The 17,676-nt window shown below is 70.6% G+C and carries 15 protein-coding genes and 1 tRNA gene; 9 read left to right on the top strand and 7 right to left on the bottom strand.

The window, feature by feature from the left end; all coding sequences use genetic code 11:
• The 4 genes from ACWGI8_RS20720 to ACWGI8_RS20735 all read left to right on the top strand — a co-directional run.
• The coding region (locus tag ACWGI8_RS20720) for a cysteine protease StiP domain-containing protein (RefSeq protein ID WP_453662848.1) at positions 1-1,879 on the top strand (1,879 nt) is incomplete at its 5' end.
• The gene (locus ACWGI8_RS20725) at positions 1,876-2,787 is read left to right on the top strand and encodes an HAD family hydrolase (protein ID WP_453662849.1); all 912 of its coding nucleotides are present in this window, start codon (positions 1,876-1,878) and stop codon (positions 2,785-2,787) included. The genes ACWGI8_RS20720 and ACWGI8_RS20725, both read left to right, overlap by 4 nt.
• A 139-nt stretch (positions 2,788-2,926) precedes the next feature.
• Positions 2,927-4,075: a sensor histidine kinase gene (locus ACWGI8_RS20730; protein WP_453662851.1), complete on the top strand. Its 1,149-nt coding sequence runs from the start codon at positions 2,927-2,929 to the stop codon at positions 4,073-4,075.
• Entirely contained in the window at positions 4,066-4,722 is a 657-nt protein-coding gene (locus tag ACWGI8_RS20735; RefSeq protein WP_453662853.1) for a response regulator transcription factor, read from the top strand. The genes ACWGI8_RS20730 and ACWGI8_RS20735 overlap by 10 nt, the downstream gene beginning before the upstream one ends.
• A 115-nt stretch (positions 4,723-4,837) precedes the next feature.
• Here ACWGI8_RS20735 and ACWGI8_RS20740 read toward each other — a convergent pair whose 3' ends face one another.
• The 3 genes from ACWGI8_RS20740 to ACWGI8_RS20750 form a co-directional block, all read right to left on the bottom strand.
• Positions 4,838-5,041 (bottom strand): FmdB family zinc ribbon protein, encoded by a 204-nt coding sequence (locus ACWGI8_RS20740; protein ID WP_453662854.1) that lies wholly within the window; start codon positions 5,039-5,041, stop codon positions 4,838-4,840.
• Between the two features lie 10 nt (positions 5,042-5,051).
• Positions 5,052-5,642: a DUF4383 domain-containing protein gene (locus tag ACWGI8_RS20745; RefSeq protein ID WP_453662855.1), complete on the bottom strand. Its 591-nt coding sequence runs from the start codon at positions 5,640-5,642 to the stop codon at positions 5,052-5,054.
• A 178-nt stretch (positions 5,643-5,820) separates the two neighbouring features.
• Positions 5,821-7,200 carry a hypothetical protein gene (locus ACWGI8_RS20750; protein WP_453662857.1) on the bottom strand — a complete coding sequence of 460 codons (1,380 nt, stop codon included), beginning with the start codon at positions 7,198-7,200 and terminating at the stop codon, positions 5,821-5,823.
• Positions 7,201-7,453: 253 nt separating this feature from the next.
• Between ACWGI8_RS20750 and ACWGI8_RS20755 the strand changes: the two genes are divergently transcribed.
• Positions 7,454-7,528 (top strand) — tRNA-Val (locus tag ACWGI8_RS20755).
• Between the two features lie 212 nt (positions 7,529-7,740).
• Here ACWGI8_RS20755 and ACWGI8_RS20760 read toward each other — a convergent pair.
• From ACWGI8_RS20760 to ACWGI8_RS20770, 3 genes are all read right to left on the bottom strand, one after another.
• A complete protein-coding gene (locus ACWGI8_RS20760) occupies positions 7,741-8,193 on the bottom strand; it encodes an endonuclease/exonuclease/phosphatase family protein (RefSeq protein WP_453662858.1) in 453 nt (150 codons plus the stop codon).
• Between the two features lie 220 nt (positions 8,194-8,413).
• Positions 8,414-10,174 carry a serine/threonine-protein kinase gene (locus tag ACWGI8_RS20765; RefSeq protein WP_453662859.1) on the bottom strand — a complete coding sequence of 587 codons (1,761 nt, stop codon included), beginning with the start codon at positions 10,172-10,174 and terminating at the stop codon, positions 8,414-8,416.
• Positions 10,175-10,545: 371 nt separating this feature from the next.
• Positions 10,546-10,905 carry a hypothetical protein gene (locus ACWGI8_RS20770; protein WP_453662861.1) on the bottom strand — a complete coding sequence of 120 codons (360 nt, stop codon included), beginning with the start codon at positions 10,903-10,905 and terminating at the stop codon, positions 10,546-10,548.
• 809 nt (positions 10,906-11,714) lie between these two features.
• Here ACWGI8_RS20770 and ACWGI8_RS20775 point away from each other — a divergent pair.
• Complete coding sequence (locus tag ACWGI8_RS20775; protein ID WP_453662863.1) at positions 11,715-11,945, top strand: response regulator transcription factor; 231 nt, start codon at positions 11,715-11,717, stop codon at positions 11,943-11,945.
• A gap of 553 nt (positions 11,946-12,498) precedes the next feature.
• Here ACWGI8_RS20775 and ACWGI8_RS20780 read toward each other — a convergent pair.
• The gene (locus ACWGI8_RS20780) at positions 12,499-14,559 is read right to left on the bottom strand and encodes a protein kinase domain-containing protein (protein WP_453662865.1); all 2,061 of its coding nucleotides are present in this window, start codon (positions 14,557-14,559) and stop codon (positions 12,499-12,501) included.
• 464 nt (positions 14,560-15,023) lie between these two features.
• On the opposite strand from ACWGI8_RS20780, the gene ACWGI8_RS20785 reads away from it, so the two are divergent.
• From ACWGI8_RS20785 to ACWGI8_RS20795, 3 genes are all read left to right on the top strand, one after another.
• A complete protein-coding gene (locus ACWGI8_RS20785) occupies positions 15,024-16,511 on the top strand; it encodes an aldehyde dehydrogenase (protein WP_453662867.1) in 1,488 nt (495 codons plus the stop codon).
• A complete protein-coding gene (locus ACWGI8_RS20790; RefSeq protein WP_453662868.1) occupies positions 16,511-16,744 on the top strand; it encodes a ferredoxin in 234 nt (77 codons plus the stop codon). Before ACWGI8_RS20785 ends, ACWGI8_RS20790 begins: the two co-directional genes overlap by 1 nt.
• Positions 16,745-17,048: 304 nt before the next feature.
• The gene (locus ACWGI8_RS20795; protein WP_453662870.1) at positions 17,049-17,552 is read left to right on the top strand and encodes a hypothetical protein; all 504 of its coding nucleotides are present in this window, start codon (positions 17,049-17,051) and stop codon (positions 17,550-17,552) included.
• Positions 17,553-17,676: the final 124 nt, after the last annotated feature.

Consider the following 17,676-nt stretch of genomic DNA (forward strand, 5'->3'; position numbering starts at 1 on the left):
CGGCGCGGCGTCCGCCGTGCGCGTGGACCTCGGCTGGCCGGCCGGTGTTCCCGACGGCGGGCGGCACGGCTTCACGCCGGTGCACCGCGTCGAGCTGGAGGCGGCCCTGCCGGGCATGGCGGCGCGTATCGCCGAGGCGCTCGGCACCACGGCGGCGGACCACCGGACGCTTGGCTCGCCGATCCAGGGGGAGGCTCCCCGGGCGGCCGGTCCTGGACCACAGGGCACCGCCGCGCCGCAGCGCGTTCTCGTGCTCGGGTGCGAAGAGCTGATGTACGCGCCGCTGCGGCTCGCGCAGGCGCTGGAGAAGGCCGGTGCCGTGGCCGAGGTGCGGTACTCGACGACCACCCGGTCGCCGGTGCTCGCCGTGGACGACCCGGGCTACGCGATACGGAGCCGGCTGGTCTTCCCGGCCCACGACGACCCGGCCGACGGGCCGGGCGAGCGGTACGCGTACAACGTCGCCGGTGGCGGCTTCGACGCGGTGGTCGCCGTCGTCGACTCCGTCGCCGACACCGCCTCGCTGCACGCCCCCGACGGGCTGCTGGCGCAGCTCGGCGCGCACATACCCCACGTGCTGCTCGCCGTCGTCCCCTCGTACGTACCCGAATCGTCTTACGCACCCGATTTTTCGTACGCATCCGATTCCTCGTACGTGCCCGAATCCTCGTACGTACCCGAAGCAGCCCAAGCACCCGACGTAGCTGACGTAGCCGAAGTAGCCGAAAGGGCCTCGATGCTGCCCGAGCCGCTCCGCGGACCCGACTTCTCCTCCTACGCCCCCGAGGAGGTCGGCTGGCTGCTCCAGGACCTCTCGGACGTCGTGCTCGAAGCGCCGACCGAGGAGCGCGAGGAGGCGATACAGAGCGGTGGCGCGCACTACGCCGAGTCGCTGCCGGTCGAGTACCAGCCCAGCGACCGGTACCAGGCGCTGTTCCACGACGCCCTGGAGACGTCGGCCGCCCGGATCGCCCGTGCCGTCGGCGCCGTCACCGAGACCGTGCTCGCCGAACGGTCCCCGCGGCCCGTCCTCGTCTCGCTGGCCCGGGCCGGCACCCCCGTCGGCGTCCTGATGCGCCGCTGGGCCCAGCACCGCCACGGTCTGGACCTGCCCCACTACGCCGTGTCGATCGTGCGTGGCCGCGGCATCGACGCGAACGCGCTGCGCTGGCTCGCCGCCCACCACAACCCGGCCGATGTCGTGTTCGTCGACGGCTGGACCGGCAAGGGCGCCATCACCCGGGAACTGGCCGCCGCGCTCAGCGAGTTCGACGGCTTCGACCCCGAGATCGCGGTCCTCGCCGACCCGGGCGGCTGCGTCCGTACGTACGGCACGCGCGAGGACTTCCTCATCCCCTCCGCCTGCCTCAACTCCACGGTCTCCGGACTGATTTCGCGTACGGTCCTGCGTGCCGACCTGGTCGGTCCGTACGACTTCCACGGCGCGAAGTACTACCGCGAGCTGGCCGGAGCCGATGTGTCGGGCCACTTCCTCGACACCGTGGCGGCCCGTTTCGACGAGGTGGCCGACGCCGTCGACGCGGACGTCAAGGAACTGCTGTCGGCGGACCGGGCACCGACCTGGGCCGGCTGGGCCGCGGTGGAGCGGATCAGCGAGGAGTACGGCATCAACGACGTCAACCTGGTCAAGCCGGGTGTCGGCGAGACCACGCGCGTCCTGCTGCGCCGTGTCCCCTGGAAGATCCTCGCCAAGCGGGGCGCGGGCGCCGACCTCGACCACGTACGGCTGCTGGCGGAGCAGCGCGGCGTGCCGGTCGAGGAGGTCGACGACCTCCCGTACACCTGCGTCGGGCTGATCCACCCCCAGTACACGCGCGGCGCGACCGGTGCGGACGGCAAGGCGGTGACCGCGCAGTGACTGCCCTGATCGCCAGCGATCTCGACCGTACGCTCATCTACTCGTCGGCGGCGCTGCAGCTGCCGATGCCCGATGCCGAGGCCCCGAGGCTGCTCTGTGTCGAGGTGTACGACAGCAAGCCGCTGTCCTACATGACGGAGACCGCTGCCGTGCTCCTCGCGGAGCTGGCCCGTACCTCCGTCTTCGTGCCGACGACGACGCGGACGCGCGAGCAGTACGGAAGGATCCAGCTGCCGGGGCCCGCCGCGCGGTTCGCGATCTGTGCGAACGGCGGGCATCTGCTGGTCGACGGCGTCTCCGACCGCGACTGGCAGCGTGTGGTCGCGGGCCGGCTCGCGGACGAGTGCGCCTCGCTCGCCGAGGTCCGCGCCCATATGCTCGCGACGGCCGACCCGGCGTGGGTGCTGAAGGAGCGGGTCGCCGAGGATCTGTTCGCGTACCTCGTCGTCGACCGCGCGCTCCTGCCGGTGGGCTGGACGAACGAACTCGCCGCGTGGGCGGAGCCCAGGGGCTGGACGGTCTCCCTCCAGGGCCGCAAGATCTACGCGGTCCCGAAGCCCCTGACCAAGAGCGCGGCGGTCCACGAACTCGTCCGCCGCACCGGCACGGAGGTCGTCCTGGCCGCCGGGGACTCCCTGCTCGACGCCGACCTGTTGCTGGCCGCGGACCACGCCTGGCGTCCCGGTCACGGCGAACTGGCCGACACCGGCTGGTCCGCCCCGCACGTCACCCTCCTCCCGGAGCGGGGGGTCGCGGCGGGCGAGGAGATCCTGCGGCGTTTCGCGCCGACGGCGGCGATGGCGGCTGCGACGGACCCGGTGACGACGGACACGGTGACGACGGCGGTGGCGACGGTCCCGACGCCGGCCCTGGCGCCGCACGCGCCGGACGCGGCGGCGACGCGCTGAGAACGTCCTCAAGGGGCTGATGGCGCCCTGAAGGCAGCCGTGCTTCTTCCTGTGGACTTCCCCGCCGTATTCCTGCGGTTTTCCGCAGTGTGCGGGGGAGGGTCGGCCCGTTAGCGTGGCCGATCATGAAGGAGCGTGCATGAAGGAGACAGCAGCGCGCGGGGCGAGGTACGCGGCCGGGCTCGCCCTCGGGGCCGTTTCGGCCGTCGCCGGGCTGCTCTTCCTGGTGCTCGCGGGGCTGGCCGTACTGCCGGTTCTTGCCTGGCCGCTCGGGCGCCGCGCGGTGCTACGGCCGGTGGGCGGGGCGGTGCAGTGGCTGACGGCGCTGGAGCGGAAGCGCCTCGACCGCTTCATCGGGGTCCGGATACCCGCGGCGTACGGGAACGGACGCGCGGTGCGCTATCTCGTCGCCCGCTGGCCGCTCGGCCTGCTCGCCGCGGCCGTTCTGCTCTGCGCCGTCATCGGCGCGGCGTACGCCACCTTCTTCCTCTACGGCTGGCTGATCACCGACCTCCGCAACCCGGCCAACGTCGGTGCGGCCAGCCTCGCCGGTGCCCTTTTGCTCTTCCTGGCCGCCCAAGGGGTGTTCGGCGTCGCCCTGCTCGAAGGGAAGCTGGCCCGGCGTGTCCTCGGCCCCAGCCACGAGGCCGAGCTCGAACGGCGCATCGTGCAGCTGGCCACCAGCAGGGCCGAGGTCATGTCCGCCGTGGACGACGAACGCCGCCGGATCGAGCGCGATCTGCACGACGGTGTCCAGCAGCGGCTCGTCGCCCTCGGCATGCTGCTCGGCCGCGCCCGCCGCAGCCGTGATCCCGAGCGCGCGGGCCGGCTTCTCCTCCAGGCCCACGAGGAGAGCCGGCTGGCCCTCGCCGAACTCCGCGACGTCGCCTGGCGGATCCATCCGGCCGTCCTCGACGAGGCGGGGCTGCGCGCCGCGCTGGAGTCCGTCGCCGAACGCACACCGCTGCCGCTCCGGCTCGATTACACCGTCGACGGCACACCGCCGGCACGGACGGTGGAGACCGTCGCGTACTTCGTGGTCTCCGAAGCCGTCACCAATGTCGTGAAGCACTCCGGTGCGACCCGGATCGCCGTCACGCTGACCCGGGACGGCGAGGAGAGCCCGCTGCGCCTGCGCGTCGAGGACGACGGCCGGGGCGGAGCCGACCCCTCCGGCGGCGGACTCACCGGGCTGGCGACCCGGATCGCCGCCCTCGACGGCCGGTTCGCGGTGCACAGCCCGCCCGGCGGACCCACTGTCGTCACCGCGGAGCTGCCATGCGCGTGATCCTGGCCGAGGACTCGACCCTGCTGCGGGAGGGCCTCGTACGGCTGCTCGCCGAGGAGGGCCATGAGGTGCTGGCGGCGGTCGGAGACGGGGACCGGCTTCTCGCGGCCGTATCCGCCGAGCGGCCGGACGTCGTGGTCGCCGACGTCCGGATGCCTCCCACGCACACCGACGAGGGGCTGCGGGCGGCCCTGGAGATCCGCCGCAGGTGGCCCGGGGTCGGGGTGCTCGTGCTGTCGCAGTACGTGGAGAAGCGGTACGCGACCGAGCTGCTGACCGGGGAACCGGCGGGCGGCGGCGTCGGCTATCTCCTCAAGGACCGGGTCGTCCAGGTCGACGAGTTCCTGGACGCCCTGGAGCGCGTGGGGGAGGGGCGGGCCGCCTTCGACCCCGAGGTCGTACGCCGGCTGCTGTTGCGCAGCAGCCATACGGATCCGCTGGCGCGGCTGACGGGGCGCGAGGGCCGGGTGCTCGCCGAGATGGCCCAGGGGCATACGAACGCGGCGATCGCGGCACGGCTGCATGTGTCGCAGAGCGCGGTGGAGAAACACATCAACGCGATCTTCGACAAGCTGGGGCTGACGGGGGAGTCGGCGGCGGGGTACAGCAGACGGGTGCTGGCGGTGCTGCGTTACCTGGACACGTAGCGGGACGCGGCCGCTCGGCCGCGCAGTCGGTGGTGCGGCCGGGCAACCGGGCGACCGGGCGATCGACCCCTGGGGCTGTGGGGCTGTCGGGCTGTGGGGCGGGCCTGTGGAGCGGCTAGCCGCAGCAGCCGCCACCGCAGCAGCCGCCTCCGCCACCGGCCGGTGCCGCGCTCGTGCCGCCGACAGCGACGGCGGACAGCAGCTTCACGGTGTCCTCGTGTCCGGCGGGGCAGACCGCGGGGGCGGAGGACTCGGCCATGGGCCGGCTCAGCTCGAACGTGTCGTCGCAGGAGCGGCAGCGGTACTCGTAACGGGGCATGGGCAACAGACTAGCTCTGCCCCTGGCTCTGCCCCTGGCTCTGTCGGCGGGCACGCTGCTCCTCGCCTGCCGCCTCGTCCGGGTGGCGGGCCCTCCAGTACGGATTGTCGTGGGGCAGGGCGCTGCCCACTCTGCCGTACATCCCGAACCACATCAGCATGACGCCGACGACGAAGCTGAAGATGACGTTCTGGATCCGGAAGTTGAGGAAGTTGGAACCGCTGTCCAGCAGACCGAGGTTCAGGAAGCCGCTGACGATGAAGAGGACGCCGAGCACCATGTTGAGGGTGGAGGCGAAGTTGCCGCCGATGACCATTCCCACGAAGAGCAGCAGTCCGACGCAGATGGACAGCACGCTCAGCCCGCCGTTGGTGCTGAGGCCCCCGACCGTGGCCTTGCCGATGTCGAAGAAGCCGATGTTGTGGGTCAGACCGAGGATCCCGAAGGCCAGCAGCACCAGCCCCATGAGCCCGGCGCCGATCCGGTAGATCTTGCTGAGGCGGTGATCGACGGGCAGGTGCTCGTCCAGCGCGACACGCAGGCCGCTGGGCTGCTGGGACTGCGAGGGCTGCGAGGGCTGCTGTGCGTGAGTGGATGCCATTTCGGCCTCCTTTGGCCGCGTACGTACCTCCATACAGCATCCGCCCGCACCGGCGACCCGACAAACCGGCGGGGAGCAGCGGGCAGCACCGGGGAGGCGGCGGGGAGGGAGCACCGGGGAGGCTGCGGAGCAGCGGGGAGAGGGAGCCGGAGGCTACGGGGGCTTCGCCGTGTCCGGCTCAGCCGTGGGCGGCCCCCGCGCCGCGCTCGCCGCGGATCTGCTCGACGACGTGCGCCACGGTCTGCCGTACCGCTTCCGTCTCCATCAGGAAGTGCCAGTAGTCGGGGTGGTGCCCTTCGAGACCGGCGATCGCGCGCTCCAGCCGGGCCACGGAGTCGTCCAGGGGCCGGGCGTGGCGCGGGTCCGGAGTGTTGCGGCCCGCCATGGCCAGGCGCTGGGCGTCGCGGATCGCGAACCGGGTCCGCTCGACCTCCTGCTGCGGGTCCTTCGCGACGGCGTCGAGCCGCCGCAGCCGGTCGCCGGCGGCCGAGACCGCCTCGTCCGTACTGTTCAGCAGGGCACGGACGGTACCGAGCAGGGCCGTCGCATCCGCCCAGCGCTGCTCGTCGCGAGCCTTGCCGGCCTCCTTGAGCTTCTCTTCCGCCTGGCGGACGTTCTCCGTGGCCTGCGTGGGGACGGGCTGCAGATCCTGCCAGCAGGCGGCGGTGAAGCGGCGGCGCAGCTCGCTGAGGACGGGCTCGACGCCGCCCGCGCGGGTGGTGAGGGCCTGGGCGCGGGTACGGAGCGACACCAGCCGCTTGTCGATCTCTGCGGCGCGCTCCGGGAGCCGCTCCGCCTCGGTCCGTACGGCCTCGGCGTCGCGCACGACGCGGTCGGCGCGCTGCAGCGTCTCGGCCACGCCGTGCCGGCCGGCGCCTTCGTTGAGCCTGGTCAGCTCGGGGGCGAGGGCGGCGAGGCGGGCGGCGAGATCATCCGCCCGCATTCCGGAGCCCCGCACCGAATCGAGAGCATTGCTCGCGGAAAGGAGCGCCTGCCGTGCCCGCTCCACCGCCGGGGCGAGCCGGGCCAGCTGGGTCTCCGCCTTGTCGAGCAGCGGCCCGAGTCCCTGCGCGAACCGGTCGAGTTCGCCTTTGACCCGGACCAGCTCGTCCTTCGCCTTCGTCAGCTCCGTACGCGCCCTGACGGCCACCGAAGGGTCGAGATCGTCCCGGTCGAGATCGTGCGCGTCGACGGCCGTGATGTACCCGTGGCTGACCTCGTCGATCCGCCGCCCCAACGCGGCGAAGTCGTCCACCGCCCGGCGCGCACCCGGCGAGCTGTCCACCGCCGTGATCGTCTCGATCGAGATCCGCAGATCGCGCTGCGCGGTGTCCAGCTCGTAGAACGCCGCGGCCGCCGCGTCCTTGGCGGCCTGCGCATCGGCCCGCTGACTCTCCCCGCGGCCCCCGAACCAGCGCCGCGTACCACCACCGGCGACGGCCCCCGGCAGCGCGGCGACGACCAGCGGCAGCGGCAGCAGCACCAGCGCGACCACATCCCGAACGACACTCGCTCTCGCCTTCGCCTTCGCGTGCGGTCGCGCGTGTGTCGCCGTCACATCCCTCTCCCGTGCCGTGTCCGCCCTGCCCGGTTCATTCTCCCACCCGGTAAGGACGAACACACGGGCCTGTTAGTTCGCGCTTCGCACGACAACCTCGCCGTTGTCGCTCCGCGCCGTGATGATGTGCGGGCTCTTCGGGACCTGCTTCACGCCCACCGGGGAACTCCGGGGTGGGGTTGTCCCCCCGATCCGCGGAAGATCTGGTTTGCGGCACCCACCCATGGGCCATGTACGCTGTTGCCTCATTCCAGGGTGCGTAGCTCAGGGGTAGAGCGCTGCTCTTACAAAGCAGATGTCGGCGGTTCGAAACCGTCCGCGCCCACCAGTCGTGAACGCGACGAAGGCCCAGGTCGCCGGCGTTAAGCCGCGAGCCTGGGCCTTGATCGTTCCTCCGCGATTGTGGCGGGGGAGTGGCGTCGTGCCATTTACGTGCCAGATGCCTCCGGACCCTCCGCGGTGGGCTCGGCCGGGCGGACCTTCTTGATCTGATCGCCGACCCGTGTGGCGGCCATGGCTGACTTTTGCGCCGCCGATCGGCTATTGGAGGCGCAGCCGTACCACCAGGCCGGCGTGATCGGACGGCCACAGGCCCGTGCGAGTCCGGTCCCTCACCTCGTCTCCGATCAGGTGGGCGGAGACAGCCGAAAGGTGTTCGGGCTGGTAGAAGACGTAGTCGATGCGCACGCTGAGTTTGGACGGCAGGTTGCGCAGGTCGGGGTCCTGAATGCCGGTGAATCCGTCCCCGGGGCCGTTGGTGGTCCGCCAGGCGTCGTCGTAGCCACCATTGGTGAACGTGCCGTACGGTCCGGTCGCTTCGATGGGCAGGGTGTTGAAGTCGCCAAGAGCGATGACGGGATACGGCGACTGCGCCAGCGCGTCGTACAGCTCCTGCCCCTGGGCGTTTCGAATGGCCGTCACCCCTGGCTGCAGGTGTGTGGTGGCCACCCGCACCCGTGCCCGTGCCCGCTTGCCCTTGAGGGCGACGTCCACCGCGGACCAGCCTCTCGGGAAGGTGAAGGTGACTCAGCAGCAACACCGAACACCGAAGACCCGCGACCGCAGTGAAGGAGGCCAAGCGCGGAACCCGCACGCGGGACGGCATCAGCCAGCTGGTGCGGGCCGCCGAAGACCGCCTCTGAAGCGGTCCCGGGCCGTCGCGGGGCTACCACGGTGGCGGCTTGCGCCCCTGTGCAGCACTGGTTGGGAACGCCTAGCAGCGGGACAGGGTGCCGCTCTCCTTGGTGAGTTTGGTGCTGTGGGCCCAGCCTTCGGTGTTCGTCCCTTCGATACGGGCGTAGATCCACTTGTTGCCGTAGGCGTTGGTGATGTAGCAGTGGTAGTAGAGCTTCACACCGGTCTTGACCACGGTCACGTACTGGCATTCCGCGTACGGCCCGGTGTAGAGGTGGGACGTCTCGGCCAGGTAGCCGTAGCCGTCGCTGCGGTTCTCGTGGGCCCAGCCGGTGCAGGCCGTCGACACCGGGGTGGGCTCCTTCACCGTCGGGCTGGGCTTGGTCTCTGGGGAGTCCGACGGGCTCTCGGTCGGCTTGTCGCCTTCGACGCCGGGCTTCTTCGTGGGGCCCGGCTCCTCGTCCTCGTGACCGTCCGGCTCCTCCGAGGTCGACGGCTTCGAGGACGCGCCGGGAGACCCGGCGGACGACGGGGTGCTGCCCCCGGTCGGCCCGTGGCTGTCCGTGGGGGAGCCGACGCCGGGCGGCGTCGCCTGTGCGCCGTCCGTGGTCGTGCCGCCCTGTCGGGACGTCAGGGCGTAGGTGATGCCGGCGCCTGCGGCGAGGAGCACGACGGCGGCCGCTGCCGCGGCGACGGTGCGGTTGCCGCGGCGCCGTTCGCGACGGGCTGCCGTCCGGCTCGTCTCGGGAGCGGGGACTCCGGCGTGGCCCGCGACCGGCGCGCCGTGCTGCGGCAGCGTCGACGGCAGGTCGGGCTGCGCGTAGCCGGCGTGCGGAGGCTGAGGCTGCGGGGCGGGCTGGGGGAACAGCGGGGGACCGAACCCGGGGGCCGGCGCCGCGGCGGCCGCAGCCCCGGGACCCACCGTGGGAGCGGGAGCGGGAGCGGGTGGCGGCGTCGGAGCGGCGCTCGCGAGGTGCACCGTCCCGCCCGAGGCGACGCGCTCCAGCATGCCGCGCGCCTGTTCTGCGGTGGGCCGGTTCTCCGGTTCCTTCGCCATCAGCGCCTGGAGCACCGGCGTGAGCGGTCCCGCCCGGCGGGGCTCCGGCAGGGGCTCGGTGACGATCGCCGACAGGGTGGACCACGCGGACGTGCGGCGGAACGGCGAAGTGCCCTCCACGGCCGCGTACAGCGTCATGCCGAGCGACCAGATGTCCGACGCGGGACCGGGCTCCCTGCCCTGCGCGCGCTCCGGCGGCAAATAGTCGAGGGAACCGACGAGTTGACCGCTCTGGGTCAGCTTGGCCATGGCGTCGTCGCCGGACGCTTCTATGCTGGCGATGCCGAAATCGGTGAGAACGACCCTGCCGCCGTGCTCCAGCAGCACGTTTCCCGGCTTGACGTCCCGGTGGAGTACGCCGGCCCGGTGCGCGGCGTCGAGCGCGTCCATCAGCTTGGCGCCGATCACGGCGGCCTCGTGCGGCTCCAGTGTGCCGCGCTCCGACAGCACATCGTCGAGCGAGGGCCCGTCGACGAGTTCCATGACGATGACTGGGAGGCCCTGCTCCTCGGTCACGTCGTGCACGGTGACCACGCCGCCGTGCCGGATCCGGGCGGCGGCCTGCGCCTCCCGCTGCATCCGGGTCCGCAGGTCGGCCAGTTCGGCTGTGGAGGCGTCGGTGTAGGCACGCAGGACCTTGACGGCGACCTCTCGGTTCAGGAGTTCGTCCACCGCCCGGGCGACCACTCCCATGCCGCCGCGCCCGATCATGGAGGTCACCCGGTAACGCCCGCCGAGTACCTTGCCCGTCAGCTCTCCGCCATGCGCTTCCCCCGCGGTCACCGCACGCTCCGTTCCGTCGTTGTTCGTGAACCATCAATCCGAGTTTTCAAGGGTAGAGGCAGGGGCGTGAGGGGAATGCGGCGGCCGTGCGCAGGTATGTGGCTGTCCATCAGGGTTGTCGCCCTTGGCACGCACGACGGTCCCGGGCCGTGCGTCTCGGCCGGCGTCAGATGTCGGAGCCGGGTGCCAACTTCCGCCGCATGCCAAGGGCTGACATCCACGCCTGACATCAACGAGGACGTACGCCGGCACACCCAAGCGCCCAACGGCGACATGCACGAGCCCAGGTGCCGTCCTCGCCGGCGATCACTGATCCTGCTGAGGGATACCGCGAAGGGCCGGTTCAGGGGCAGGCACGGCAGCAGGCGGCGTCAGAGGACTGGCAGGGCCTCCCCGCGGCGGGGTACGCGGCGCTGGTCCAGCCAGAAGGTGTAGCCGCGCAAATACGCCTCCAGTCCGTCGTCGATGTAGGCGGCGAAGTCCAGATGGCCTTGGGCGGCGTCGTGATAGTGCCCCTGGAACTCGGCGGACCCGTTGCTGCCCCAGCCGGGGTGGGTGCTCGCGCCCCAGTCGGCAGCGATGGCCAGGGCCCACTCGCGAACCCGGCCTCGGTCGCGCCACCATGCGCGGACTGTGGCAGGGGTCCAGTGGTCGTCGCCGTCCCAGCCGTATCCGCTGTACAGCTCCAGGCAGGCAGCTGAGACCACGGCCTCGGTCTCCGCCTCGTTCACGGGCTGGCGGTAGACGAACTCCGTCCCGAAGCCGCCCCGTGGTCGTCGTCGTAAGCAATGTGGTGCGGCGCATCCAGCCGGCCGGTGGCCATGGAGTCGGTGGCCGCACCGTAGAACGGACCCGGAACATTGCGCCAATTCCGTTCCGCCCAGATGCCTGAGAAGACTTCCCTCGTCGGTTCCGCGGCGATGACGAGCCGCCGGGCCGTGGGCAGCGGGTCCCAGTAACCGTGCAAGACGATCCCTCCTCGATCGAAAGCACCAGACGAGATCATCTCCCCGGCCAGGGGACATGATCTGGCCGAGCTTCCGTGATGTACAGCGCGGAAGTGGTTCGGACTTGGTTCTCGGACTTGGTTCTCGGACCTGGTTCCCGGATGTGGTCCGCCAGGGGCCGTCCTCCGTCTGTCGCGTGCGGAGTGACCGGTAGTTCGGTGCCGCAGAGCGGAGCACGTGACCTGGCTGAGCTGCTACAGCAGCGGAGTACAGCAGCCACCTTGGCCGCAGGCCACCGACGTCGGCCCTACGGCCTTCGTCGAACGGTGCGGTAGTCCTCGGCAGCCGCATGCGGGCAGTCCGCATCGCGAGGCGGCAGCATGCCCCAGGCCGACGCCTGCGCTTCTCTGTGATCGAGCCGTGACCGCTCGTGAAATGTGGCGTGTGACACGCCTGTGACAGTCGGCGGACGCCGTCGTGAAGTCGCCCCCGCAGTCTTTTGAAAAGAGGGCAAAACGCAGTATTCGGGCATAAGCCCCTGCTTCCGAGGGTGTGAGCAGTGATGACCGGGCCGATCCGCCGGAGGGAATCCCATGAGCCTCGCACTCGCCACGCCGTACGCCGAAACTTCCGCACCCGCGCTGGCTCCGCGTGAGCAGGAGACGCTGCGGCACATCGCCGCCGGGCGCACCTACCTGCAGACGGCCCGTCGCATGGGGCTCTCCAAGCACACGATCGACGCCTACCTCCGCCGTATCCGGGCCAAGCTCAACATCAACAGCACGGCCGAGCTCACCCGACTGGCCATCTCCCTCGGCCTGTAACACCGCTCTGCGTCGGAACGGCGGTGAGAAAAGGGGGACTCGATGGCCGTTTGACACCGTTGTGGCCGGCTCTCACGCTGGTGGGAGGTGGCTTATGCATCCAAAGGGAGATCATCATGTCGATAAGCACCCGGAACCGCACTCGACACTTCGTCGGCACGTTTTGCGCTGCTGCACTGCTCGCCGGAACGGTCGGCGTGGCGACTGCCGAGGCGGTGCCTCGTACAACGAATGCCACGACGGAATCGACGAGCGCGGCACCAAACGAGCCCTGCACGGGTTACCACTACGACGAGAACCTCAACCACGTCTGGGATCCGCCGGGCTGCACCCCGCCATGAGGTGATGCAACCGCCACCTGCCTCACGCTTTCACGAACCTGATCGTGTCACCACCGTGTTTACGCTGTCACGAAGTGTGCCGTTCACGGCTTGATCGCAAAAGCGCCGAGGGGCAGCCGCTGCACGGGTCGGTCTTGCACCGGTTACGCGATCTTCTCCACTCCGCGCGGCTGTACGGCCAGCCGGGCGCGGTCAGCACCTGCGGCCGCCCTCTAGAAGGTGATCACGGACACCAAATCCGAGCCCCCGTTGGCCACGTAGACCCGGCGCGCGGCCGGGGTTACGTCCACCCCTGTCGGGAAGCGGCCTACGGGGATGCTGTCTGCGGTGCGGTTCGTCGCGGGGTCGATCACCGACACCGAATCCGAGCCCCGGTTGGCCACGTAGACCCGTCCGTCCTGCGACACCGCCACCCCCTCCGGGGTGTCGCCGACGGCGATGGGGTTGCCCATGGTGCGGTTCTTCGTGGCGTCGATCACCGACACCGAGGCCGAGTCGTTGTTGGTTACGTAGACCCGGCGTCCATCCTTGGACACCGCCACCCCTGTCGGGGAGTTGCCAACAGGGATGCTGTCCGCGGCGCGGTTCGTCGCGGTTTCGATCACCGACACCGAGTCCGAGCCGTAGTTGGTCACGTAGACCCGGCGTCCATCCGGGGACACCGCCACCCCCTTCGGGAAGTGGCCTACGGGGATGGGGTTGCCCATGGTGCGGTTCGTCGCGGGGTCGATCACCGACACCGAACTCGATTGCCCGTTGGCCACGTAGACCCGTCCGTCCTGCGACACCGCCACCCCCTCCGGGGTGTCGCCGACGGCGATGGGGTTGCCCATGGTGCGGTTCTTCGTGGCGTCGATCACCGACACCGAGGCCGAGTCGTTGTTGGTTACGTAGACCCGGCGTCCATCCTTGGACACCGCCACCCCCTTCGGGGAGTTGCCAACAGGGATGGGGTCGTCCACGGTGCGGTTCGTCGCGGTTTCGATCACCGACACCGAGTCCGAGCCGAAGTTGGTCACGTAGACCCGGCGTCCATCCGGGGACACCGCCACCCCCGCCGGGGATTTGCCGACCCGGATCGACGACCGTTCAGGACCGGGGGAGGGGGACTGTGTCAGGTAGATACCGCCGCCTACCGCGGCCAGCGCCACCGCCACCACCCCCGCAATGAGCCCGGCCCGTCGATGTCCGGCCCACAGGGGGCGGGGCCGCAGCCGGGCCTCGTCACCTTTGCGCGGCCGCGGTCCCGGGGCCGGGCCGGTCGGTTCCTCCGGCTCGGTCGGCGGTACATGCTCGGCCGGCGGGGCCGATTCCTGAGGGCGCGGCGGCTTCGAGGTGGGGGGCCGCTCCGGCGGCGGCATCACCGGCGGGAGAGTCGTTTGCTGCGAAGGGGTCGGTTGAGGCTGGGCGGCGATGGAGGTGAGCCGCTGGGCGGCCTCGTCGCCGTCCATCCTGTCCGCGGCGTCCTTGGTCAGCAGCTCGAGGAGGACCGGGGTCAGCTCCGCTGCCCGGCGCGGCGGGGTGGGAGGCTCGAACATCAGGGCACCCAGCGTGCTGAGGAAGGAGTCACGGTCGAAGGGGCCGCTCCCTTCGACGGCGAAATACAGGGTGGCGCCGAGTGAGAACAGGTCGGCGGCCGGAGTGGGCGCTTCGCTGCGGGCCCGTTCCGGGGCCATGAAGCGCGGGGTCCCAATGATCTCCAAGGTGGCGGTCAGGCGAGCCTCTCCCGAGTCCGGCTCCAGCGCAATGCCGTAGTCGGTCAGCAGCACCTGGCCGCGCTCCGTAGGGTAGTTGTGCTGCGGGTCTGGGTGGGTCAGCAGGATGTTGGCCGGCTTGACGTCCCGGTGCAGGATGCCGAGCCGGTGGCCCTCCCGCAGGGCGTCGAGCACTACCAGCCCGATCCGGGCGACGTCGGCGGGCCGCAGTGGCCCCCACTTGTGCACCACCGCCTCCAGGTCCATGGCGCCGGGGACGAAGTCCATGACGATCCACGGCAGACCGCCGTCCTCCACGATGTCGTGCACGGTGACGACATCGGGGTGGTTGCGCAACCGGGCAGCGTGCCGCGCCTCGCAGCGGGCCCTCGCGATCCGGGTGCCCACCTCGGGTTCTGGGATGTCCGGCGGCAGGATGATCTCCTTGAGCGCGACCTCGCACGCCAGTTCCTGGTCGTAGGCCAGCCACACCCGCCCCATGCCGCCGGTGCCGAGCCGACGCAGGAGCCGGTAGCGCCCGGTGATCACGCGCCCGGCCGCCTCGTTCGCTCCTGTCATGGCTCCTCTTCCAGGATGGGCCAGCAGGGGTCTTCGGCGAGCGGTGAAAGGCTTCCCTCCACGTATCGCACATCAGTCAAAGAGTGGCAACTCGCCCATTGATTCGCGCCATGACTCGATTAGGGTGCATGTTCGATTCTTCAAAGCAAGCGGCGCGCTCGTGTCGGTGGGTGGGGCTTGGCCGCGCCGCCGCGCACCCGACGCTGGGCAGCGAGAGCCGCACCCGGAAGGCGGTCGACGGCATGTACCGGACGGTCGGTGAAGCGCACGACGGCCCAGAGACGGCCCAGGCGGCATGAGTCAGGTTCCCACCAGCGGCAAAGTCGCTGGTGGGGGCCTATTCGGTCCCGAGTCTGGCTTAGTTCAACTAGAACTGGTATCAGTTTCTGAAACAGTGTCAGAAGATCCCCAGTAGATCTCCGGTAGATCTCCGGCAGATCCCCGGTGTGTGGGAGGCGGGCGTCATGACCGAGCTGGTCGAGCACGGAAAACTGTTCATCGGAGGGGAGCTGGTCGATCCCCTCGGTACGGACACCATCGAGGTGATCTCACCCCACACCGAGCAGGCCATCGGCCGCGTCCCGCATGCGTCGCGGGCGGATGTGGACCGCGCGGTCGCCGCGGCCCGTGCGGCGTTCGACGACGGGCCCTGGCCTCGGACGACGCTCGCCGAGCGGATCGAGATCGTCGGCCGCATCAAGGACGCGATCGCCGTACGGCACGAGGAGATCGCCCGCTCGATCAGCTCGCAGAACGGCTCGCCGTACTCCTGGAGCGTCCTGGCGCAGGCGCTCGGCGCGATGATGGTCTGGGACGCCGCCATCACCGTCGCCCGCGACTTCACCCACGAGGAGCGGCGCACCGGCGTCCTCGGGCCCATCCTCGTGCGGCGCGAGCCCGTCGGGGTCGTCGCGGCCGTCGTGCCGTGGAACGTCCCGCAGTTCGTTGCCGCGGCGAAGCTCGCGCCCGCGCTGCTCGCCGGCTGCACGGTCGTCCTCAAGCCGTCGCCGGAGTCGCCGCTCGACGCGTACATCCTGGCCGACATCGCCCGCGAGGCCGGGCTGCCGGACGGAGTGCTGTCGATCCTCCCCGCGGACCGTGAGGTCAGTGAGTACCTCGTCGGGCATCCGGGCGTCGACAAGGTGTCGTTCACGGGCTCGGTCACCGCGGGCAAGCGCGTGATGGAGGTCGCCGCTCGCAATCTCACCCGCGTCACGCTGGAGCTGGGCGGCAAGTCCGCGGCCGTGATCCTGCCGGACGCCGACCTCGACGCGACCGTTCAGGGCATCGTGCCGGCGGCCTGGATGAACAACGGGCAGGCCTGCGTGGCCCAGACCCGCATCCTCGTGCCGCAGTCCCGCTACGACGAGTTCGCCGACGCCTTCGCCGCGGCGGCCGGAGCGCTGGTGACCGGCGATCCGCTGGACCCGGCGACCCAGGTCGGCCCGCTCGTGGCGGAGCGGCAGCGGCAGCGGTCCCTCGACTACATCAGGATCGGCCAGGAGGAAGGCGCCAAGATCCTCACCGGCGGCGGCCGCCCGGCCGGTCTCGACCGCGGCTGGTACGTCGAGCCGACCCTCTTCGGAGGCGTCGACAACTCCATGCGCATCGCTCGCGAGGAGATCTTCGGACCGGTCATCTGTCTGCTGCCGTACGGGGAGGAGAGCGAGGCCACGAAGATCGCCAACGACTCCGACTACGGGCTCAGCGGCAGCGTGTGGACGGCAGATGTCGAACACGGCATCGACTTCGCGCGGCGGATCAGGACGGGGACGTACAACGTCAACACGTTCAGCCTCGACATGCTCGGGCCATTCGGTGGATACAAGAACTCCGGACTGGGGCGGGAGTTCGGTCCGGAGGGCTTCGGCACGTACCTTGAGCACAAAATGATCCATTTGCCGTCGACGTATACATCTGCCGCTGACGCGGCGGGCGGGAGCGAGAGTTGATGGGTGACCGCTGGCATGTCGAGGTCGACCGGGGCGTGTGCATCGGCTCCGGGATGTGTGTGAACCACGCGCCGGACGGCTTCAAGCTGGACTCGGCCCGCCAGTCGCATCCGCAGGCCGAAGAGACCGACGCCAACGAGGGGATCCTCGCCGCGGCGGAGGGCTGCCCGGTCGAGGCGATCCTGATCACGCTGCCGGACACGGGCGAGGCCGTTTTCCCGCCCGAGGAGTAACTCTTGTCCTCGCCTGAGGAGTAGCTCTTGTCCCCGCCCGAGGAGTAGCTCTTGTCCCCGACCAGGGACGGCTTTGTCCCCGCCCGGGGATCGGCGCTTTCCCCATCCGAGGACCAGCCCCTGTCCCCGCCTGGGGATCGGCTCTTTTCCCCGACCGGGAATCAGCCTTTCTTCCCGTCCGAGGATTAGCCCGTGCGAACAGCGGCGCGAACACCCGTGCCAGACTGCTCCCTTGATCGCGCGGGCAACGGGCCCGCGCGCGGCCCGGATTGGGAGACTTGTGGGCAAGGCGAGGTGGGCGGCCGTGGCTGCCGGTGTGGTGCTGCTGGCGACGGGGTGCGGCAGCGAGGGCGGTTCGGACGAGGGCAAGGGCGGCGCGGGTGCGTCCGGTTCCTCGTCCTCCGCGCCGGCGGAAGCGGGCGGGAGCCTGGACGCGGCCGCGGTGACCAAGGAGGTCGCGGACGCGGCCACGGCGGCTGGGTTCACCGAGAAGCCGTCGAACGACGTTCCGGCGAGCCTCAAGCAATGCATGGTCTCGTGGCAGGCCGACGACAAGAAGGCCGCCGACCCGACGAAGTCCTACGACGCGACGGTCGCGAACCTGACGAAGGGCGGCTGGACCGAGTCGCAGAACTTCGACCAGCAGGGCTCGACCATCAAGTCGCTCGACAAGAGCGGCTGGACCCTGAAGGCCAGCCGGCACGGCAAGGCCGGGACCTTCATGATGATCTCGTTCATCGCCACGGACAAGGGCCCCGAGTGCGGGAAGCTCTTCCAGGAGGACCTGGCGAAGAACAAGGCGTCCTAGACCCCGGGCTCGGGCCTCGGGTCCTAGACCCCTGGCTCGGGCCTCGGGTCCTGCGTCCCTGGCTCGGGCCTCGGGTCCTGTGCCCCTGGCTCCGGCCTCGGGTCCTAGGCTCCGTGGCTCCGGC

It is taken from the genome of Streptomyces sp. NPDC054841, from assembly GCF_053611045.1.

Coding starts and splice junctions, on each gene's coding strand:
- ACWGI8_RS20790 (WP_453662868.1), top strand. CDS start 16,511: ATGGGTGACCGCTGGCATGTCGAGGTCGACCGGGGCGTGTGCATCGGC.
- ACWGI8_RS20740 (WP_453662854.1), bottom strand. CDS start 5,041: ATGCCCCGTTACGAGTACCGCTGCCGCTCCTGCGACGACACGTTCGAG.
- ACWGI8_RS20780 (WP_453662865.1), bottom strand. CDS start 14,559: ATGACAGGAGCGAACGAGGCGGCCGGGCGCGTGATCACCGGGCGCTAC.
- ACWGI8_RS20775 (WP_453662863.1), top strand. CDS start 11,715: ATGAGCCTCGCACTCGCCACGCCGTACGCCGAAACTTCCGCACCCGCG.
- ACWGI8_RS20735 (WP_453662853.1), top strand. CDS start 4,066: ATGCGCGTGATCCTGGCCGAGGACTCGACCCTGCTGCGGGAGGGCCTC.
- ACWGI8_RS20785 (WP_453662867.1), top strand. CDS start 15,024: ATGACCGAGCTGGTCGAGCACGGAAAACTGTTCATCGGAGGGGAGCTG.
- ACWGI8_RS20730 (WP_453662851.1), top strand. CDS start 2,927: ATGAAGGAGACAGCAGCGCGCGGGGCGAGGTACGCGGCCGGGCTCGCC.
- ACWGI8_RS20745 (WP_453662855.1), bottom strand. CDS start 5,642: ATGGCATCCACTCACGCACAGCAGCCCTCGCAGCCCTCGCAGTCCCAG.